The following is a 17,654-nucleotide window of genomic DNA, read 5'->3' as shown; positions in this document are numbered from 1 at the left end:
AACGGAGGTGGTCGTTGAGGAGAACGAAGCGCCGGGCGTGCGCCGGGCCGAGATAGCTTTATCGTCGAAGGAGCAGGAAGGCGAGGAACGGGTGGCGGGAGCGGAGCGGCCCAGCGCGATCGGGCAGGCGCTGCTGGCGATCAGTGACCAGTGGACCTTGCTGATCCTGCAGCGGGCCTTCCTCCTGCACGTCCGGCGCTTCGCCGACTGGCGGGACGAGCTGGGCATGTCCGAGTCGGTGCTGGCCAACCGGCTCAAGGAGCTGGTCGCGGGGGAGCTGCTGCGGCCGGTCCCCTACCGGGAGCAGGGCCGTACCCGCACCGAGTACCTCCTGACCGCGCGCGCGGTCGAGCTGTGGCCGATGCTGGTGGAGATCTGGTCCTGGGAACGCAGGTGGGTGCCGCGACGCCAGGGGCTGCCGGAGTTGACGCACGACGTCTGCGGCAACCGTACCGACGTGGAGCTGGGCTGTGCGAGCTGCGGCCGGGCGCCGGTCGCCGCCCGTGACACCGAGACCGTGCGGGGCGCGGCCACCTTCGCCCAGGTGACGGTGCCGCGCCATCACCGCAGGACCGTCCGCGGCGCGGCCGAGCGCGACCCGCTGTCCTATTTCCCCGAGACGTTCGAGCTGCTGGGCGACCGCTGGAGCACGGTGATCCTCGCGGCCGCCTTCCTCGGCATACGGCGCTTCGCCGACTTCCAGGCGGAGCTCGGCGTGGCCCCGTCGGTGCTGGCCAACCGGCTGCGTCTGTTCACGGAGCTGGGCGTGCTCGCCGTGGAAGAGCCCGGGACGCGGCCCCGGTACCGGCTGACCGACAAGGGCATGGACTTCTTCGGGGTCTTCGCGTTCATCGTCGACTGGGCGCAGACCTGGTACACCGGCCCGCCGGACACCGACCTGCGCGTCACCCATCGCGCGTGCGGGCAGCCGTTCCGTCCCTGTCTACGGTGCCGGTCGTGCGGGCAGGCGCTCAGCCGGACCGAGGTGCACTTCGTCATCCCCGAGCGGATCACAGCTTCAACTCCCTCTTGAGCACCTTGCCGACGGGGTTCCGGGGCAGCGCCTCGACGATCTCCAGCCGCTCCGGGAGCTTGTACGAGGCGATGCCCTTGTCCCTGAGGAAGGCGACGACCGACTCCAGGTCGATCTCCCCGTTGGGGACCACGACCGCGCAGACCTTCTCGCCGAGCACGTCGTCGGGGTAGCCGGCGACCGCCGCCTCGGCGATCGACGGGTGCCCGGCGAGCAGGGCTTCCAGCTCGGCGGGGGCGATGTTCATGCCGCCGCGGATGATGATGTCCCTGGCGCGGTCGATGTAGCGCAGGTACTGGCCCTGGTCGCCGGCGATCTCGAACAGGTCGCCGGTCCTGAGGTAGCCGTCCTCGTCGAACGGGTCCGCCTCGGCCGTGCCGGGCAGGTAGCCCGCGAAGACCGTGGGGCCGATCAGCCGCAGCTCGCCGGGGATCCCCGGCTCGGTGATGTCCTTCCCGTCCGGAGTGACCAGCTTGGTGCGTACGCGGTCGAGTAACTCCGGTGCCCCCGGCGCTCCGGGACGGGGGAAGAAGCGGGCGCGTACCTCCGGGTCGGGCATGTGCGCGGGGTCCGACAGCAGGGCGATGCCTTCGTTGGAGCCGAAGAAGTTGATGATCGCGATGCCGTGCCGGTCCTGCCAGCCGCGCACCATCGGCGGCGGCAGCGGGACGGAGCCCGAGCCGATGCGGGTGAGCGAGGAGATGTCGGCCTCGGCCAGGATCGCCTCCTGGTGCAGCAGCAGGGTGAGCAGCGCGGGCGGGGCCAGGGTGTAGGTGACCCGCTCGGCCGCGATCTGGGCCAGGAAGGTGGACAGGTCGAAGGGGTGATGCTGGACGAGCGTGGCGCCGACCCGCAGCCACGGCAGGAAGACGCCGCCGATCCCGGCCATGTTCACCATCGGGAACGGGTTGAGGATCACGTCCTGGCCGGTGAGCGCGGGTGCGGCCGTGCAGATCGCCTCGACCGCGAGCCAGTCGTAGTGGCACCTCGGCACGCCCTTGGGAGTGGCCTCGGTGCCGGAGGTCCAGCAGATCGTCACCCGCTCGGCGGGGTCGGCCGCACGCCGCGGCGCCTCGGCGCCGGTCACGCCCTCCAGGTCGCCCGGCCACGACAGCGTGGGCGTGCCCTCCGGCGCTCTGGACTCCCGGCCGGTGATGAGCAGCCCGGCGCCGGACAGGGGTAGTAGTTGGGCCAGCTCGTACTCGCGGTACTGCACGGGGAAGGGTGTGACGGTCGCGCCGAGCCGGACGATCGCCAGGAAGCTCACCGCCAACTCGACGCTGTTCGGGAGTTGTACGGCCACCACGTCGCCGGGGCCGATCCCCCGCGCGTGCAGGACCCCGGCGACCCGGTCCACCTCCGCGCCGAGCTGCCCCCAGGTCAGCCGCTTCACCGGACCGTCGAGCTTGTTGAGCGGGTCCACGATCGCCGTGTCGCCGGGCCGGGCCGCCACCTGCGTCGTGAGGAGCCGGTCAATCGTGTCACCGGTCCACCAGCCCTTGGCGGTGTAGCGGGCGATCCGGTCGGCGGAATGCGTCATCGCGACTCCCGTGGGGGTGATGGCCCCAACAATACGCCGTCAATTGACTCCTGACTTCGCTTATCGTAGCTTCCAGATATGGCCGAAAGTGTCGTGATGGTGGATGAATCCGGCGAGTCAAACCCGTACCTGCTGGGCGTCTACGCACCGGTCCAGGACGAGGTCACCGCGGACGAGCTCACGGTGATCGGGCAGATCCCCGCGGACCTCAACGGCGTCTACTTACGCAACGGGCCCAACGCCCGCTTCCCGGTCAAGGGTCGCTACCACTGGTTCGACGGCGACGGCATGGTGCACGCCATGCACTTCGAGAACGGCCGGGCCCGCTACCGCAACCGCTGGGTGCGTACCAGGGCCTTCGAGGCCGAGTCCGCCGCCGGCCGGTCGCTCTGGACCGGCGTGATGGAGAACCCGAAGGGCAACCCGTTCGGCAACGCGCGCGGCCTGCCCTTCAAGGACACGGCCAACACCGATCTGATCTTCCATCGGGGCAAGGTGCTGGCCTCGTGGTACCTGTGCGGCGCGCCGTACGGTCTGGACCCGCTCTCGCTGGAGACGCTCGGCGTCGACACCTTCCTCGACACGCTCAACGGTGACTTCATGGCGCATCCGAAGGTGGACGAGCGCACCGGTGAGCTGTTCTGGTTCGACTACGGGCCGCGCCCGCCGTACCTGCGCTACGGCGTGGTCGGACCCGGCGGCGCAGTGGAGCACTGCGTGGAGCTGGACCTTCCGGGGGCGCGGCTGCCGCACGACATGGCGATCACGCGGGACCACGCGATCCTCATGGACCTGCCGCTCTACCAGGACCTCGACGCCGCCCGGCAGGGGCGCTACAAGCTGACCTTCGACCGGGAGCTGCCCGCGCGCTTCGGCGTGATCCCGCGGCGGGGCCGGGCGATTCGTTGGTTCGAGGCGAAGCCGTGCTACATCTACCACGTCGTCAACGCCTGGGAAGAGGGCGATGAGATCACCCTGGACGTCTGCCGGGTCTCGCGCCCGACGCCTTCCACGACCGGCTCGCCGCTGGCGCGGATGATCTCCTATCTCAAGCTCGACGCGCGGATGTACCGCTACCGCTTCGACCTGCGGACGGGACGCACGTCGGAGGGGTACGTGGACGCCGACCAGAACACCGAGTTCCCCTCGATCGACGCGCGCTCCACCGGATACCCCACGCGGTACGCCTACAACGTCACCGTGGCCGACGCCGAGACCAACCTCTTCGACGGCCTGGTCCGCTACGACAACGTCACCGGCGCCAAGGAGACCTACCGCTACGGCCCCGGCCGATACGGCAGCGAAGCGCCCTTCGCCCCGCGCGACGGCTCGACCGCCGAGGACGACGGCTACCTGGTCAGCTTCGTCACCGACGAGCGGGAGGGCCGCTCCGAGGTGCAGATCCTGCACGCCGCCCGGCTCGCGGAGGGACCGATCGCCCGCGTGCTGCTGCCGCGGCGGGTCCCGCTCGGCTTCCACGCCACCTGGGTACGGGCGGAGCAACTGCGGTGAGCCCTTCGCTCGGCGTATCTCTTGGGTTGTGGCAGGACCGGCCCGCGGAGGAGGCCCTGCTGACGGCCCGGGCCGCCGATGAGCTGGGCTATCCGTCGCTGTGGATCGGGGAGATGGCCACGTACGACGCCTTCGCGCTGGCCACCGCCGTCGGGCTGGCCACCACGCGGATCCGGCTCACCATCGGGCCGCTGGCGGTGGCCGTACGCGATCCGATGATGATCGCCATGGGCGCGGCCTCGGTCGCCGGGCTGACCGGGCGGCAGGTGGACGTCGCCGTGGGCACCTCCAGCCCGCTCGTCGTGGAGGGGTGGCACGGGCGGTCGCGCGCTCGATCCGCGACCGCGTTGCGGGAGGCCGTCGAGGCCCTCCGCCCGTTGCTGGACGGCGAGCGCTCCGACTTCGCCGGATCGTCCGTGGCGAGCAGCGGCTACCGGCTCCGCCTGCCCGCCCCGCGGTCGCGGCTGTCCGTCGCGGCCTTCGGGCCGTCGGCCGTCCGGACCGCCGCCATGGCCGACCGTATGGTGCTCAACCTGATCACGCCCGCGTCGGCCGGGCGGCTGGTCGCCCAGTTGCGTGCGGTGAACCCGGCCACCTCCGTGACCGCCTGGGTCACCGCCGCCGTGGATCCCGACCGCGAAGCCATCGATCGGATCCGCCGGGCCGTCGTCGGCTACCTGCCCGCTCCGGGGTACGGAGAGATGTTCGCCGAGGCCGGCTTCGGCGACGTCGTCGCCTTCGCCCGCACCCGGCCGCATCCCCGGGAACTGCTCGCCGCCGTGCCCGACGAGCTGGTCGCCTCGGTCGCGCTGCTCGGCGATGTGGATACGGTCGGTGCGCGGTTGTCCGCGTACGCCGAGGCCGGGGTGGATGAGGTGGCTCTGGTACCGGTGAGCACGGACCGCGACCCCGGCGGCACGGCCACCCTCAAGGCTTTCACCGGCATCTAGGCGATCGCGCCGGGCTCTTCTATGTTCGGTCTGAACGTACGCCCTCCAAGGAGATGTTCACTGTGAAGAGACTTCTCGAAGGAACCCCGTTACGTGCCGGTGTCGTCGCGGCCGTCGCGCTGGCCGGTGGGCTGCTGGTCGCCGCCCCCGCCACCGCAGGTGAGCGTGCCGTCGTTTCGGGGGTGCAGACGACCGCCGCGGCGCGCCCCGGCAATGGCAAGATCCTTTACCACCGCCTCGGCGGTGGGCTGGGCACTCTCAAGATCAAGAACGGTACCCCCAGGGACGGGGTCGTCACGCTGGTCAAGGGCAAGGCCAAGGCGGTCAGCATCTACGTTCGCGCCAGATCCACCGCCAGCGTCAAGGACGTCAGGGACGGGACGTACCGGGTCTACTTCACCACCGGCTCCCGGTTCAGCACGTCGAAGGGCAGGTTCAGCCGGAACGCCGTTTACCAGCGGTTCAACGATCGGCTGAAGTTCGCCACGACCGCTACCTCGACGAGCATCTGGACCCTGACCCTCAACCCGGTCAAGGGCGGCACCGCGCGGACCAGTTCCATCAATCCGAAGGACTTCCCGGCTTGACCGCGGTAGATAGTCAGAGACCGTAACTTGTCCCCGGTTTGATGTGAAAAGTCACTGCCGGGGGCAAGGGGGTTCCAGCGAGTGTTCTCCTGCCGGCGGAAGGGTGACCGTTATGGGGGATATCGGAGCCAGGAACCATGTGGTGGTGAGCGGCCGTACGGATGGGCCCACGGTGATGTTGGCCCACGGGTTCGGCTGCGACCAGAACCTGTGGCGCCTGGTGGCGCCGGCGCTGGCCCGTGACTTCCGGGTGGTGCTGTTCGATCATGTGGGGGCGGGCCGGTCCGATCTGTCGGCCTGGCGGCCGGAGCGCTATGCCACGCTGGACGGCTACGCCGAGGACATCCTGCGGATCTGCCGGGAGCTGGACCTGTCGGACGTGATCTTCGTCGGTCACTCGGTCAGCGCGATGATGGGCGTGCTCGCGGCGATCCAGGAGCCACAGCGGTTCGCCAAACTGGTGCTGCTGGTCCCCTCGCCCTGTTACATCGACGACGAGGGTTACCGGGGCGGGTTCAGCCGGGCCGACATCGACGAGCTGCTGGAGTCGCTGGACAGCAACTATCTGGGCTGGTCCGCGGCGATGGCGCCGGTGATCATGGGCAATCCGGACCGTCCCGAGCTGAGCGAGGAGCTGAAAAACAGCTTCTGCCGTACCGATCCGCTGATCGCGCGGGCGTTCGCCCGGGTGACGTTCCTGTCGGATCACCGGGCCGAGCTGGCCAAGGTGAGTGTGCCGACGCTGGTGATCGAGTGCGCGGAGGACGTGATCGCGCCCCGCGAGGTCGGCGCGTTCGTCCATGCTCAGATCGAGGGGAGCCGGCTCGTCACGCTGCCCGCGACCGGTCACTGCCCGCAGCTCAGCGCTCCGGAGGTCACCATCGAGGCGATCGCCTCCTTCGCCGCTCGGTGATGAACGCGCCCGGGCACGGCGAGCGGGGGGAGGCGGTGGTGTTCTCCTCGCTGCTGGAGGACAGTGCCGAGGACCTGTACGAGAACGCGCCCTGCGGCTACCTGTCCACCCTCCTGAACGGCCAGATCGCCAAGGTCAACGCCACCCTGCTGGGCTGGCTCGGCTACGCCCGCGAGGAACTCGTCGGCCGCCGAACCTTCTCCGACCTGCTCACCGTCGGCGGCCGGCTGTACTACGAGACCCATTTCGCACCGCTGCTGACGATGCAGGGCGAGGTCGGCGGGGTGGCCCTGGAACTGCGGACCGCCGACGGCGAACGAATGCCGGTGCTGGTCACCTCCAAGGTCAAGTCCGGCGCCGACGGACGGCCCCAGGTCATCCGCACCACGATCTTCGACGCCTCAGACCGCCGCGCCTACGAACGCGAGCTGCTGCGGGCCCGCCAGGAAGCCGAGCGCGACCGCGAGCGGCTCCAACGGCTGGTCACGACCCTGCAGCGCAGCCTGTTGCCGTCCTCGCTGCCGCGGGTGCCCGGCCTGCGGGCCGCCGCCCACTACCACACCGCCTCCCGCGACGAGGTCGGCGGCGACTTCTACGACCTGTTCCCGCTGAGCTCCGAGCGGTGGGGCTTCTTCCTGGGAGATGTGTGCGGTAAAGGCGCCGGGGCGGCAGCGGTGACCTCGCTGATCCGCTACACCCTGCGCGCGGCCGCGGTCTACGACTCCGACCCGGTGACCGTACTGGACACCCTCAACACCGCCCTGCACCAGGAGTATCGCGGTGACGACCCCCGCTACTGCACCGCGATCTTCGGGATCCTCGCCCCTGACGGCGACGGCTTCTCCATCACGCTGGCCAGCGGCGGCCACCCTCCGTGCCTGCTGCTGCGCGCCGACGGCACCGCCGACTACCAGCACACCCCGGACGGCCTGCTCATCGGCATCCTGCCCAGCGCCACGTTCACCTCCAGAGTGATCCACCTGGGGCCTGGCGACACACTGCTGTTGTACACCGACGGTTTGACGGAGGCCCGTACCGGCACCCCCGACGGCCGCTACGGAGACGAAGCCCTGCACGCCTTCGCCACGGGCCTCGCCCCCACCACCGCGAGCGCGGCCGTCGCCGCCCTGGCCGATCTGCTCGAAGGCTTCGGCACCGGTCTGGACGACGACACCGCCATCCTCGCGCTCAGCGTCCCTTCGCCCGAGGAACCCCAGCCGTGACCGGGCTCAGCTCACCGGCAGCTTGCCCGAGGCGACCACGTCGCGGTACCAGTACGCGCTGTCCTTCCAGGTGCGCTCCATCGTGTCGCGGTCCACGCGGACGATGCCGAACCGCTTGGCGTAGCCGTGCGCCCACTCGAAGTTGTCCATCAGCGACCACACGAAGTAGCCGCGCACGTCGGCCCCGCCGGCGATCGCCTCGGTGACGGCCGTCAGGTGGCGGTGCAGGTAGTCGATGCGCCGCTCGTCCCTGATCCGGCCGTCATCGTCCACGACGTCGGCGAACGCGGCGCCGTTCTCGGTGATCATCATGGGCAGGTCAGGGTAGTCGCGGTGCAGGCGCAGGAGCAGCTCGGTCAGGCCGGTCTCGTCGATGTTCCAGCCCATCTCGGTGTACGGGCCGGGCTGGCGGACGAACTCGATGTCCGCGCAGGCGATCCACGGGGAGGCGGCGCCGTCGGCGTGGCCGTCGGCGGTCTCCCGTGAACTGACCCCGTCCCACTGGCGTACCAGGACGGGGTTGTAGTAGTTGACGCCGAGCAGGTCCAGCGGCGTGCACGCGGCGGCCTCGTCGCCGTCGTGGACGAACGACCAGTCGGTGACCGAGGCGGTGTCGTCGATGAGGTCACGCGGGTAGGCGCCCTCCAGCATCGGGCCGAGGAAGGCCCGGTTGGCCAGCGCGTCCGCGCGCCGTACCGCGTCGGCGTCGCGCTCGGACACGCCGCGTACGTGGTGCAGGTTGAGCGTGACCGACATTTTCGCGGCCGGGTCGGCGACCGAACGCAGGGCCTGGACGGCCAGGCCGTGGCCGAGGTTCAGGTGGTGCACGGCGGCCAGGGCGGCCGCGGGGTCGGTCCTGGCCGGCGCGTGCACGCCGGAGGCGTAGCCGAGATAGGCCGAGCACCACGGCTCGTTCAGGGTGATCCAGGTGTGGACGCGGTCGCCGAGCGCCTCGCCCATGAGCGTGGCGTAGTCGGCGAAGCGCAGCGCGGTGTCGCGGTGTGGCCAGCCGCCCGCGTCCTCCAGCTCCTGCGGCAGGTCCCAGTGGTAGAGGGTGGCCACCGGCGCGATGTCCCTGGCCAGCAGCCCGTCGACCAGGCGCGAGTAAAAGTCGAGGCCGGGCCGGTTGACGGCTCCGCGACCGCCGGGCTGCACGCGTGGCCAGGAGATGGAGAAGCGGTAGGCGCCGACGCCCAGTCCGGCGAGGAGGTCCAGGTCCTCCTCCAGGCGGTGGTAGTGGTCGCACGCCAGGTCGCCGGTGTCGCCGTTGGTCACGAGACCGGGCGTGTGGGAGAAGGTGTCCCAGATGGAGGGGCCGCGGCCGTCCTCGTCCCAGGCGCCTTCTACCTGGTAGGCGGCGGTGGCGGTGCCCCACAGGAAGTTCTCGGGGAAGGTGGGCATGTCACTCCTTCGAGCTGAGGGTGATCTCGATGTGGTCGGTGTCGGAGGCGGCGTGGACCCCTGCGTACCGGAGGTTCCAGGGGGCGGGCGCGCCCTGGACGCGGCGGGCGTGGACGCGGTCGCCCGTGCGGGCCACCTCGAACACGGCCCCGGTGCCGCCGTCCATGGCGGGCACGGTAACGGTACGGGACGCGCCGTCGGCGAGCTCGTAGGCGGTCAGGGTGACGCCGTCGGCGTAGTCGTAGTCGGGCCGGTCCGCGCGGGCGCCCGTCGCCAGCACCGCTCCTGGCCGCACCAGCAGCGGCAGGCTGTCGAACCCGTGCCGCTCGGTACGCCAGCCGGGCCCGGTGACGGTCTCGCCGTCGAGCAGCCGGGTCCACACGCCGTTAGGGACGTAGTAGGAAATTTCACCATCCGCCGACAGCACAGGGGCCACCAGCAGATCGGGCCCGAGCATGTACTGGGCGTCCAAATGGTCGCAGGCCCGGTCGCCGGGGAACTCCAGGTGCATCGCCCGCATCATCGGCAGGCCCTCCTGGACGGCCTGGACGGCGACACCGTACAGATAGGGCATCAGCCGCAGCTTCCGCTCGGTGAAGGAGCGCAGCACGTCGACCGACTCCTCGTCGAACAGCCACGGCACCCGGTACGACCCGCTCCCGTGCAACCGGCTGTGCGACGACAGCAGCCCGAACGCGACCCACCGCTTGAAGACGGCAGGATCCGGGCGCCCCTCGAACCCGCCGATGTCGTGGCTCCAGAACCCGAACCCGGCCAGGCCCAGCGACAACCCGCCGCGCAGGCTCTCCGCCATCGCCTCGAACGTCGACTCGCAGTCGCCACCCCAGTGCACCGGCAACCGCTGCCCGCCGACCGTGGCCGCCCGCGCGAACAGCACGGCCTCGCCCGCGCCCCGCCGCTCGGCCAGTACGTCGTGCACGGTCTGGTTGTAGAGCAGGCTGTAGTAGTTGTGCATCCGCTCGGGGTCCGAGCCGTCGGCGTAGACCACGTCGGTGGGGATGCGCTCGCCGAAGTCGGTCTTGAACGCGTCCACACCCAGGTCGAGCAGCCCGCGCAGCTTGTCCGCGTACCATTCGCGGGCGGCCGGGGAGGTGAAGTCCACCACCGCCCGCCCCGCCTGCCAGTGATCGTCCTGCCAGACGCGGCCGTCCGGGCGGCGCAGCAGGTGACCGGCCGCCGCCCCCTCGTCGAACAGCGCGGACGCCTGCCCGATGTACGGATTGAGCCACAGGCAGACCCGCAGCCCGCGCTCCTTGAGCCGGGCGATCATCCCCGCCGGGTCCGGGAACACCTCGGGATCCCACTCGAAGTCACACCATCGGAACTGCCGCATCCAGAAGCAGTCGAAATGGAACACGCTCAGCGGCAGCCCCCGCTCGGCCATCCCGTCCACGAACGACGCCACGGTGGCCTCGTCGTAGTCGGTCGTGAACGACGTGGACAGCCACAGCCCGAACGACCACGCGGGCGGCAGCGCCGGTCGGCCGGTCAGCGCCGTGTACCGGCGCAGGATCTCGGCGGGCGTCGGCCCGTGAATGATCAGGTACTCCAGATCGTGGCCCTCGGTGCTGAACTGCACCCGCGACACCGTCTCCGAGCCGACCTCGAACGAGACCCGCCCCGGATGGTTGACGAACACCCCGTAACCGCGGTTGGTGAGGTAGAAGGGGATGTTCTTGTAGGCCATCTCGCTGCTGGTGCCGCCGTCGTCGTTCCAGATGTCGACCGACTGCCCGTTGCGTACCAGCGCGCCGAACCGCTCGCCCAGCCCGTACACCAGCTCCCCGGCGCTCAGCCGCAGCTGCTCGACCATGAAGTGCCGTTCGTCGGCATCGTGCATGACGCCCAGGCTCTTGCCGGCGCTGCGGGTCAGCTCCCGGCCGTCCGCGCTGAACGACATCTCCCACGGCAGGTCCCTGCGCACCTTGACGGTCAGGGCGCCGCTGGTCAGGCTCGCCTCCTCGCCGTCCACGGTGATCTTCACCGCGGGCGCCTCGTCCCGCACCTCGAAAACCGGCGCGGCCGGTACGGACCCCGCGAAGTGCACCGTACGGACCCTGATCACGTCCGGCATGGGAGACGACAGGTCCACCCGCAGGACCGGTCCGTCGATGGTGTTGCCGCGACGGGTGATCGGCCTGGTCGGCGCCAGCACCCGCAGCGAGGCGGCGTCCGCGGTCACGTCGTGGGCCGCGGTGGCGTAGTCGCCCCGCACCCCGGGACGCATCCGCCAATAGCCGTCTTTGAACTTCATGATGATCCGTCCGTGAGTGGGGTGGTCAGCCCTTGACGCTGCCGGCCACGAGATCGAGCCGCCAGAACCGCTGCAGGAACAGGAACAGCGCGATGATCGGGATGATCGACAGCAGCGAGCCGCTGATCACCAGGCTGTACAGGGCCGGCTGCGAGGCCCCCCGGTTGAGCAGCGAGTAGAGCCCTACGGTGAGCGGGAAGCGGTCGTCGTTCGCCAACATGATGTACGGCAGCAGGAAGTTGTTCCAGATGCCGATGAACTGCAACAAAAACACCGTCACCAGCCCCGGCGTCATGATCGGCACACCGACCGACCACAGCAGCCGGAACTCGCCCGCCCCGTCCACCCGCCCGGCCTCGAGGATCTCGTCCGGCACGGCCGCGGCGGCGTAGATGCGGCACAGATAGATGCTGTACGGGCTGATGACGCTGGGCAGGATGACCGACCAGTAGGTGCCGACCAGCCCCATGTCCGACAGCAGCAGGTACTGCGGGATGGCCAGGGTGATCTGCGGCACCAGCACCCCGGCCAGCAGCGCCCCGAAGATCAGCCGCTGCCCGGCGAAGCGGAACTTGGCCAGGGCGTACCCGCACGCGGCCGACACGACCACGGTCAGGAACGCGCCGCCGCCGGCGTAGATGAGGCTGTTGAGCATCCACAGCCAGAACCGCCCGTTGCCGTACGCGCTGAGCGCGGCGATGTTCCCGGTGAAGCCGCCGTTGAAGCTGGGCCAGCCGGAGAACGTGGTGAACAGCTCCTCCGGGCCCTTCGTCGCCGCGATCACCACCCACAGCAGGGGCAGCAGGGCGTACACGCCGCCGAGCGCCAGGATCAGCGTGGGCACGATCTTGGTGCGCGCTCTCATCGATCGCTCCTCACGCTACGGGTCCTGAAGACGGCCAGCGCGCCCAGCGACAGCAGCACCGTCGCGCCGGCCAGCAGCACCGAACTGGCCGCGCCCAGGTAGATGTCGTTGTCCACGAACGCCTGCTGGTAGATCCGCATCAGGGGCACCCAGTCCTGGCTGATGGCGTTGGTCATCGGCCGCAGCGTGGCCGGTTCGCTGAAGACCTGCAGCATGCCGATCAGGGTGAAGACCGAGGTCATGGTGAGCGCCGGGCGCAGGAGCGGCACCTTGATCCGCAGCGCGATCCGCCACTCACTGGCGCCGTCGAGGCGGGCGGCCTCGTACAGCTCCTTGGGGATGGCCCGCAGCGTGGTGTAGAGCACCACCATGTTGAACCCGACCGAGCCCCACACGGCGATGTTGGCCACCGAGAAGAAGATCGACACATCGCCGAAGAAGTCCGCGGCCGGCAGTCCGGCCCCCTTCAGGGCGGCGCTGATCGGGCTGACCGCCGGCAGGTAGATGAACCCCCACAGCAGGCTGGCGATGACGCCCGGCACCGCGTACGGCAGGAAGATCGTGATCCGCGAGGCGCGCTTGCCCCCGACCCTGGGCGCGTCCAGCAGCAGCGCGAACAGCAGGGCCAGGCCCATGGTGGCGGGCACCATGATCACGCCGTAGCCGAGCATGCGCCGCATCGCCTCGTACAGCGCCGCGTCCTGGATCGCCTCCAGGTAGTTCGCCAGGCCGATGAACACCTCGGTCCGGATGCCGAACCCGGCGCCCCGCACCCGCATGGCGTGCAGGCTCAGCCAGATGGCGTATCCGATCGGCACCACGATGAAGACCGTGAACAGGATGACGGCCGGCGCCGCCATCAGGTAGGGCGCGCGTTTCTGCCTTCCGGTCATCCGCCGACGACCTGGTAGCCCTGCTTCTTCAGGTCGGCGACGCTCGCCTGCTGCACCTGCGTGGCCACGGCCGCGAGGTCGGCCTTGGTCTTGACCGCGGTCGGCAGCTTGTCCTCGAACTGGCCGTAGGTGACGTTGGTGTTCGGCCCCCAGCTGTCGAAGCCGCGCGCCGTCTTCGAGATCTTCGAGGCCGACTCGTAGTAGTCGGGCTGGCCGGTCATGTACGCGGGCGCGGCGTCGAGCCCGCCGGAGGTCTGGCCGAGCGTGGCGGCCGGATAGAGGCCGATCTCGACGAGCACCTTCAGCGCCTCGGGGTCGGTGCTCAGCCACCTGGCGAACTTCGCCGCCGGCGCCTTCTGCTTGGAGGTCGCGCTCACCGCGGTGGACGAGCCGCCCCAGAAGCCGGTGACGTTCTCGCCCGCGCTCCACTGCGGCAGCGGGGCCATCTTCCACTTGCCCTTGCTGGAGGGGGCGACGCCCGCCAGGACGCCGGAGCCCCAGACCGCGCTGGGCCAGGCGATGATGGTGCCGTCGTTCATCTGGCTGTTCCACTGCGGGGTGTACATCGGGTCGCCGAGCACCGCGCCCGAGTTGACCAGCCCACCCCAGAAGCTCAGCACCTTGCGGGTGGCCGGGTCGTCGATGGCGACCTTCCACGCCTCCTTCTGGTTGGACCACCAGTTGGCCCCGGCCTGCTGGGCGAACCCGGCCACCCAGCCGGCGTCGCCGGGGGAGAACGTGGTCAGGTAGCGCTTGGGGTCCTTCTGCCGGACCGTTTCGGCGAGCGCGCCGAACTCCTCCCAGGTCTGCGGCACCGCAAGGCCCAGCTTCTCGAACAGGTCCGCGCGGTAGAAGAGCATCATCGGGCCGACGTCCGCGGGAATCGCGTAGGTGGCGCCGCCGAAGGAGGTCAGGTTCCAGGTGCCCTCGGGGAAGGCGGACTTGACCGGGGTGATCGAATTGGTCAGGTCCTGGAGGGCGTTGTTGGTGATCAGGGTCGGCAGCGACTGGTACTCCGCCTGTAGGACGTCGGGCGCGTTGCCCGCCTTGACCGCGGTCAGGAACTTGGCGATCAGCTCGTCACTGGCGGCCTGCCCGCTGAGGGTGACCTGCTGGGTGGGGTTCTTCTTGTTCCAGAGGTCGACGACGCGCTGGATGTTCTCCGCCCAGCTCCAGAAGACCAGGGAGGCCGCGGCGTTCTCGTCCCCGGCGATGGGCGAGGGAGCCGGGGCGGTGGCATCGGAGCCGGAGTCGTCGGTGCTGCCGCAACCGGCCAGGAGCAGCGTGGCGGCCGACGAGGCGAGGAACGTTCTTCTACGCAAGGGGATCTCCAAACGGTGGTTGAACTCGGGGGCGCAGCGCGGCGACCGCGCGCGGCGTGAGCGTGACGTGGCCCGTCGCGGGGGATCCGGTCAGCAGGTCATCGGCCGCGTGGGGGATCGGCACCCGTACGGTGGCGGTGCCATGGTTGAGCAGGAACAGGACGTCGCCGCGGCGTACCGCCTCGACGCCCGGCGGCAGGTCGGGCAGGACCCCGCGCACGTCCGCGTCGGCCAGCAGCCGCCCGGCCAGCGCGCCGAGCGCGGCCGGCTCGGGCATGGTCGCCACGTACCAGGCGACGCCCTGCCCGGCGCGGTGCCGCAGCACGGCGGGGTGCCCGGCGAGATCGCCCTCGACGAACTCGGCCACCGTCTCGGCGCCCTCCGCCTCGACCAGTTCGGTCCAGGTGTGCGCGATGAACTCAGCGCCGCCGGTCAATGCGTGCGCGGCGAACTCGCCGCCGGTCCACCGGCAGCGCACGGGCCGGTCATCGGGCGCGGGCAGCCACTCCTCGCCGGACGCGCCGAGCACCTCGCGCAGCGGCGCGGGGAACCGCCCGGTACGCACGTGCGCCCGCGGATCCACGATCCCGGAGAACGGCCCGACCATCAGCACGCCGCCGCCATGCACATACGCGGTCAAGGCGGCGGCGTCCTGATCGCTGACGAGGTAGAGATTCGGCACCACGACCAGCGGGTAACCGCTCAGCTCGGCCGAGGGCGGCACCAGGTCCACGCTCACGCCGCGTTCCCAGAACGGCAGGTAGTAGCTCAGGAGCTGGTCCGGTGCGTTGAGGCGGTCGCTGGGCCGGCCGCGCTCCTCCAGCGCCCACCAACTCGCCCAGTCGAACACCATCGCCACCTGCGCCGGCACCGGCTCGCCCGCCACGGAGGCGAGCTGGCGGAGTTCCTGGCCGTGCGCGCGGACCTCGGCGTGCAGGCGCGTGTCCGGGCCCGCGTGCGGCACCATCGCGGCGTGGAAGCGCTCGGCGCCGAACCGCGAGGCCCGCCACTGGAAGTAGCAGAGCCCGTCCGCGCCGCGGGCCACCGCCTGCAGCGATTCGAGCCGGAACTGCCCCGGCGGCTTGGGCAGGTTGTGCGGGCGCCAGTTGACGCCGTTGGTGGCCTGCTCCATCAGCAGCCAGGGCCGCCCCTGGCCGAGCCCGCGCATCAGGTCGTGCGTGAGCGCGGTCCGCGCGGGGGAGAGCGGGTCCGCCGGGTCGGGGTAGCAGTCGTTGGAGACGATGTCCTCTTCGCCGGCCCACGACCAGTAGTCGACCGGCTTGAACAGGCCCATGAAGTTCGTGGTGACCGGCGTGCCGGGGGTGCGGCCGCGCAGGATGTCGCGTTCGGCCTGGTAGTGGGCGAGCAGCGCGTCGGAGCAGAAGCGCTGCCAGTCGAGCCGCTGCGTGGGATTGATCAGGTACGGGGCGCGGCGCGGGGGGATGATCTCGGCCCAGTCGCTGTAGCGCTGGCTCCAGAACGTGGTGCCCCACGCCTCGTTGAGCGCGTCCAGGTCGCCGTGGCGGTCCTGGAGCCAGGTGCGGAACGCCGCCGCGGACTCGTCGCAGTGGCAGATCTGGCCGTACTCGTTGCCCACGTGCCACAGCGCCAGTGCGGGGTGGTGGGCGTACCGGTCGGCCAAGTCGGTCACGATGGCCAGCGCCCGCTCCCGGTAGACCGGCGACGACGGGCAGAACTGGTTGCGCGAGCCGTACCAGAGGCGGTGCCCCGACTCGTCGACCGGCAGCGTCTCCGGCCAGCGGTGTCCCAGCCACGGCGGCGGCGAGGCGGTCGGCGTGGCCAGATCGACCGCGATCTCGGCCGAGCCGAGCAGGTCGAGCACCCGGTCCAGCCAGCCGAAGTCCCGCGCGCCCGGCTCCGGCTCGATCCGCGCCCAGCTGAACACGCCGACGGTGACCAGGTTGACCCCGGCCGCCTTCATCAGCTCGACGTCCTCGGCCCAGACCTCCTCCGGCCACTGCTCGGGGTTGTAGTCCCCGCCGAACAGCAGCCCACGCCCGTCGGTCAGCGTGTGCGTTCCCAGCCTCATGGTGTCCTCTCTTCGCGAGGTGGTGCGGAGCTGTCGCCGATCACCAGGCGGCAGGGCACGAGCCGCTGCTGTGGCGGGCCGTCGCCCTGCAGCCGGTCGATGAGCATTTGCGCGCCGAGCCGGCCCAGCTCGGCGCTGGGCGGCTCCAGCGTGGTGAGCCTGGGGTGGAACATCTCGGCGACCCGCGCCGACGACAGCACCAGCAGCAGCGTCAGGTCCGCGGGGATCCGCCAGCCGCGCGCCGCCACGGCGGCGATCACGCCGACCGCCGCGTGATCGTCCATCACGGCCAGCGCCGTCACGTCGGGATGCGCGGCGACCAGCTCCTCGAACGCCTGCCGGCCCTCCTCGGCCGAGCCGGGGCGGAAGTCGTCCACGTAACCGATCCCGGCCGCGCGGGCGGCCCCGGCGAACTCGATCTCGGCCCGGATCGCGGGCCCGTACTGGGCCGCGTACGTGTCGGTCGACAGGTTGAAGAAGGCCAGCTTGCGATGCCCCAGCCCGGCCACGTGCGCCACGGCGTCCCTGGCCGTCGCCGCGAAATCGATGTCGGCGTAGTCGATCGAGCCGGGCTCGCGGGTCCGCCCTATCATGCTGAACGCGACCCCGGCCGCCGACAGGAACTCCGGCCGCTCGTCGTCGAGGCCCACCTCCATCAGCAGTACGCCGTCCACCAGCCCCAAGCCGGTGAGGTGGCGCAGCTCCTCGATCGGGTCGGCGTTCTCGGGCGAGAGCAGCAGGTGATAGCCCAGCTCGCTGGCCGCCTCGGCGGCACCGGTGGCGAACTGCATCTCGGTGAGCCCGAACCCGCTGCGCGGCGCGGGGAACAGCAGCGCCAGGATGCGCGTCCGCTTGCTCTGCAGGCCCCGGGCCAGCAGGTTCGGGCGGTATCCGAGCTCGGCCGCGGCCTGCTCGATGCGCCGCTTGGTCGCCGCGGCCACCGGGCGGGTGCCGTTGAGCGCGGCGGAGACGGTGCTGACCGCCACCTGCGCCCGCTCGGCCACGTCATGTATCGAAGACATTCCACTCCGGCCCTGTGCCCGGCCGCCGATGACCGGCCTGTACGGTTGTCGAAACGTTTCGCACAACC

At 70.6% G+C, this 17,654-nt stretch carries 14 protein-coding genes; 6 read left to right on the top strand and 8 right to left on the bottom strand.

Annotation, left to right across the window (positions count from 1 at the left end; translation table 11 throughout):
- Positions 1 to 7 precede the first annotated feature (7 nt).
- On the top strand, positions 8 to 1,033 hold the full coding sequence (locus tag AB0B91_RS40380) for a helix-turn-helix domain-containing protein (protein ID WP_358331711.1): 1,026 nt from the start codon (positions 8 to 10) through the stop codon (positions 1,031 to 1,033).
- On the opposite strand, the gene AB0B91_RS40375 is transcribed toward AB0B91_RS40380, so the two are convergent.
- Complete coding sequence (locus AB0B91_RS40375; protein WP_358331707.1) at positions 1,011 to 2,573, bottom strand: class I adenylate-forming enzyme family protein; 1,563 nt, start codon at positions 2,571 to 2,573, stop codon at positions 1,011 to 1,013. The two genes, AB0B91_RS40380 and AB0B91_RS40375, sit on opposite strands and share 23 nt — an antisense overlap.
- 78 nt (positions 2,574 to 2,651) lie before the next feature.
- Here AB0B91_RS40375 and AB0B91_RS40370 point away from each other — a divergent pair, with 78 nt between their 5' ends.
- The 5 genes from AB0B91_RS40370 (at position 2,652) to AB0B91_RS40350 (ending at position 7,758) form a co-directional block, all read left to right on the top strand.
- Positions 2,652 to 4,085, top strand: coding sequence for a carotenoid oxygenase family protein (locus tag AB0B91_RS40370; RefSeq protein WP_358331704.1), 1,434 nt, complete (start codon positions 2,652 to 2,654; stop codon positions 4,083 to 4,085).
- Positions 4,082 to 5,035 carry an LLM class F420-dependent oxidoreductase gene (locus tag AB0B91_RS40365; protein ID WP_358331701.1) on the top strand — a complete coding sequence of 318 codons (954 nt, stop codon included), beginning with the start codon at positions 4,082 to 4,084 and terminating at the stop codon, positions 5,033 to 5,035. The genes AB0B91_RS40370 and AB0B91_RS40365 overlap by 4 nt, the downstream gene beginning before the upstream one ends.
- A gap of 62 nt (positions 5,036 to 5,097) precedes the next feature.
- Entirely contained in the window at positions 5,098 to 5,622 is a 525-nt protein-coding gene (locus AB0B91_RS40360; protein ID WP_358331698.1) for a hypothetical protein, read from the top strand.
- Positions 5,623 to 5,734: 112 nt separating this feature from the next.
- Positions 5,735 to 6,535: an alpha/beta hydrolase gene (locus AB0B91_RS40355; protein WP_358331695.1), complete on the top strand. Its 801-nt coding sequence runs from the start codon at positions 5,735 to 5,737 to the stop codon at positions 6,533 to 6,535.
- The gene (locus tag AB0B91_RS40350; protein ID WP_358331692.1) at positions 6,535 to 7,758 is read left to right on the top strand and encodes a SpoIIE family protein phosphatase; all 1,224 of its coding nucleotides are present in this window, start codon (positions 6,535 to 6,537) and stop codon (positions 7,756 to 7,758) included. Before AB0B91_RS40355 ends, AB0B91_RS40350 begins: the two co-directional genes overlap by 1 nt.
- A gap of 6 nt (positions 7,759 to 7,764) precedes the next feature.
- On the opposite strand, the gene AB0B91_RS40345 is transcribed toward AB0B91_RS40350, so the two are convergent.
- From AB0B91_RS40345 to AB0B91_RS40315, 7 genes are read right to left on the bottom strand one after another with little or no spacing between them, the layout of a single operon-like run.
- Complete coding sequence (locus AB0B91_RS40345) at positions 7,765 to 9,159, bottom strand: GH1 family beta-glucosidase (protein WP_358331689.1); 1,395 nt, start codon at positions 9,157 to 9,159, stop codon at positions 7,765 to 7,767.
- 1 nt (position 9,160) lies between these two features.
- Positions 9,161 to 11,434: an alpha-xylosidase gene (gene yicI / locus AB0B91_RS40340; RefSeq protein WP_358331686.1), complete on the bottom strand. Its 2,274-nt coding sequence runs from the start codon at positions 11,432 to 11,434 to the stop codon at positions 9,161 to 9,163.
- 25 nt (positions 11,435 to 11,459) lie between these two features.
- Positions 11,460 to 12,299 (bottom strand): carbohydrate ABC transporter permease, encoded by an 840-nt coding sequence (locus AB0B91_RS40335; protein WP_219527979.1) that lies wholly within the window; start codon positions 12,297 to 12,299, stop codon positions 11,460 to 11,462.
- Complete coding sequence (locus AB0B91_RS40330) at positions 12,296 to 13,192, bottom strand: sugar ABC transporter permease (RefSeq protein WP_358331683.1); 897 nt, start codon at positions 13,190 to 13,192, stop codon at positions 12,296 to 12,298. The genes AB0B91_RS40335 and AB0B91_RS40330 overlap by 4 nt, the downstream gene beginning before the upstream one ends.
- Positions 13,189 to 14,514 (bottom strand): sugar ABC transporter substrate-binding protein, encoded by a 1,326-nt coding sequence (locus tag AB0B91_RS40325; RefSeq protein ID WP_358331680.1) that lies wholly within the window; start codon positions 14,512 to 14,514, stop codon positions 13,189 to 13,191. The genes AB0B91_RS40330 and AB0B91_RS40325 overlap by 4 nt, the downstream gene beginning before the upstream one ends.
- On the bottom strand, positions 14,507 to 16,564 hold the full coding sequence (locus AB0B91_RS40320; protein WP_358331677.1) for a beta-galactosidase: 2,058 nt from the start codon (positions 16,562 to 16,564) through the stop codon (positions 14,507 to 14,509). Before AB0B91_RS40320 ends, AB0B91_RS40325 begins: the two co-directional genes overlap by 8 nt.
- Positions 16,561 to 17,586: a LacI family DNA-binding transcriptional regulator gene (locus AB0B91_RS40315; protein WP_358331674.1), complete on the bottom strand. Its 1,026-nt coding sequence runs from the start codon at positions 17,584 to 17,586 to the stop codon at positions 16,561 to 16,563. Before AB0B91_RS40315 ends, AB0B91_RS40320 begins: the two co-directional genes overlap by 4 nt.
- Positions 17,587 to 17,654: the final 68 nt, after the last annotated feature.

This window comes from Nonomuraea sp. NPDC049141 (genome assembly GCF_040648415.1).
GTDB lineage: Bacteria > Actinomycetota > Actinomycetes > Streptosporangiales > Streptosporangiaceae > Nonomuraea.
The sequence above is the reverse complement of the archived record's forward strand: the minus strand, read 5'-3'. Positions and strand labels throughout refer to the sequence as shown.

What these genes read in the sequence shown, in the direction of transcription:
- AB0B91_RS40375 (WP_358331707.1), bottom strand. Translation starts at nt 2,573, where the DNA reads ATGACGCATTCCGCCGACCGGATCGCCCGCTACACCGCCAAGGGCTGG.
- AB0B91_RS40370 (WP_358331704.1), top strand. Translation starts at nt 2,652, where the DNA reads ATGGCCGAAAGTGTCGTGATGGTGGATGAATCCGGCGAGTCAAACCCG.
- AB0B91_RS40355 (WP_358331695.1), top strand. Translation starts at nt 5,735, where the DNA reads ATGGGGGATATCGGAGCCAGGAACCATGTGGTGGTGAGCGGCCGTACG.
- AB0B91_RS40350 (WP_358331692.1), top strand. Translation starts at nt 6,535, where the DNA reads ATGAACGCGCCCGGGCACGGCGAGCGGGGGGAGGCGGTGGTGTTCTCC.
- AB0B91_RS40345 (WP_358331689.1), bottom strand. Translation starts at nt 9,159, where the DNA reads ATGCCCACCTTCCCCGAGAACTTCCTGTGGGGCACCGCCACCGCCGCC.
- yicI (WP_358331686.1), bottom strand. Translation starts at nt 11,434, where the DNA reads ATGAAGTTCAAAGACGGCTATTGGCGGATGCGTCCCGGGGTGCGGGGC.
- AB0B91_RS40335 (WP_219527979.1), bottom strand. Translation starts at nt 12,299, where the DNA reads ATGAGAGCGCGCACCAAGATCGTGCCCACGCTGATCCTGGCGCTCGGC.
- AB0B91_RS40330 (WP_358331683.1), bottom strand. Translation starts at nt 13,192, where the DNA reads ATGACCGGAAGGCAGAAACGCGCGCCCTACCTGATGGCGGCGCCGGCC.
- AB0B91_RS40320 (WP_358331677.1), bottom strand. Translation starts at nt 16,564, where the DNA reads ATGAGGCTGGGAACGCACACGCTGACCGACGGGCGTGGGCTGCTGTTC.
- AB0B91_RS40315 (WP_358331674.1), bottom strand. Translation starts at nt 17,586, where the DNA reads ATGTCTTCGATACATGACGTGGCCGAGCGGGCGCAGGTGGCGGTCAGC.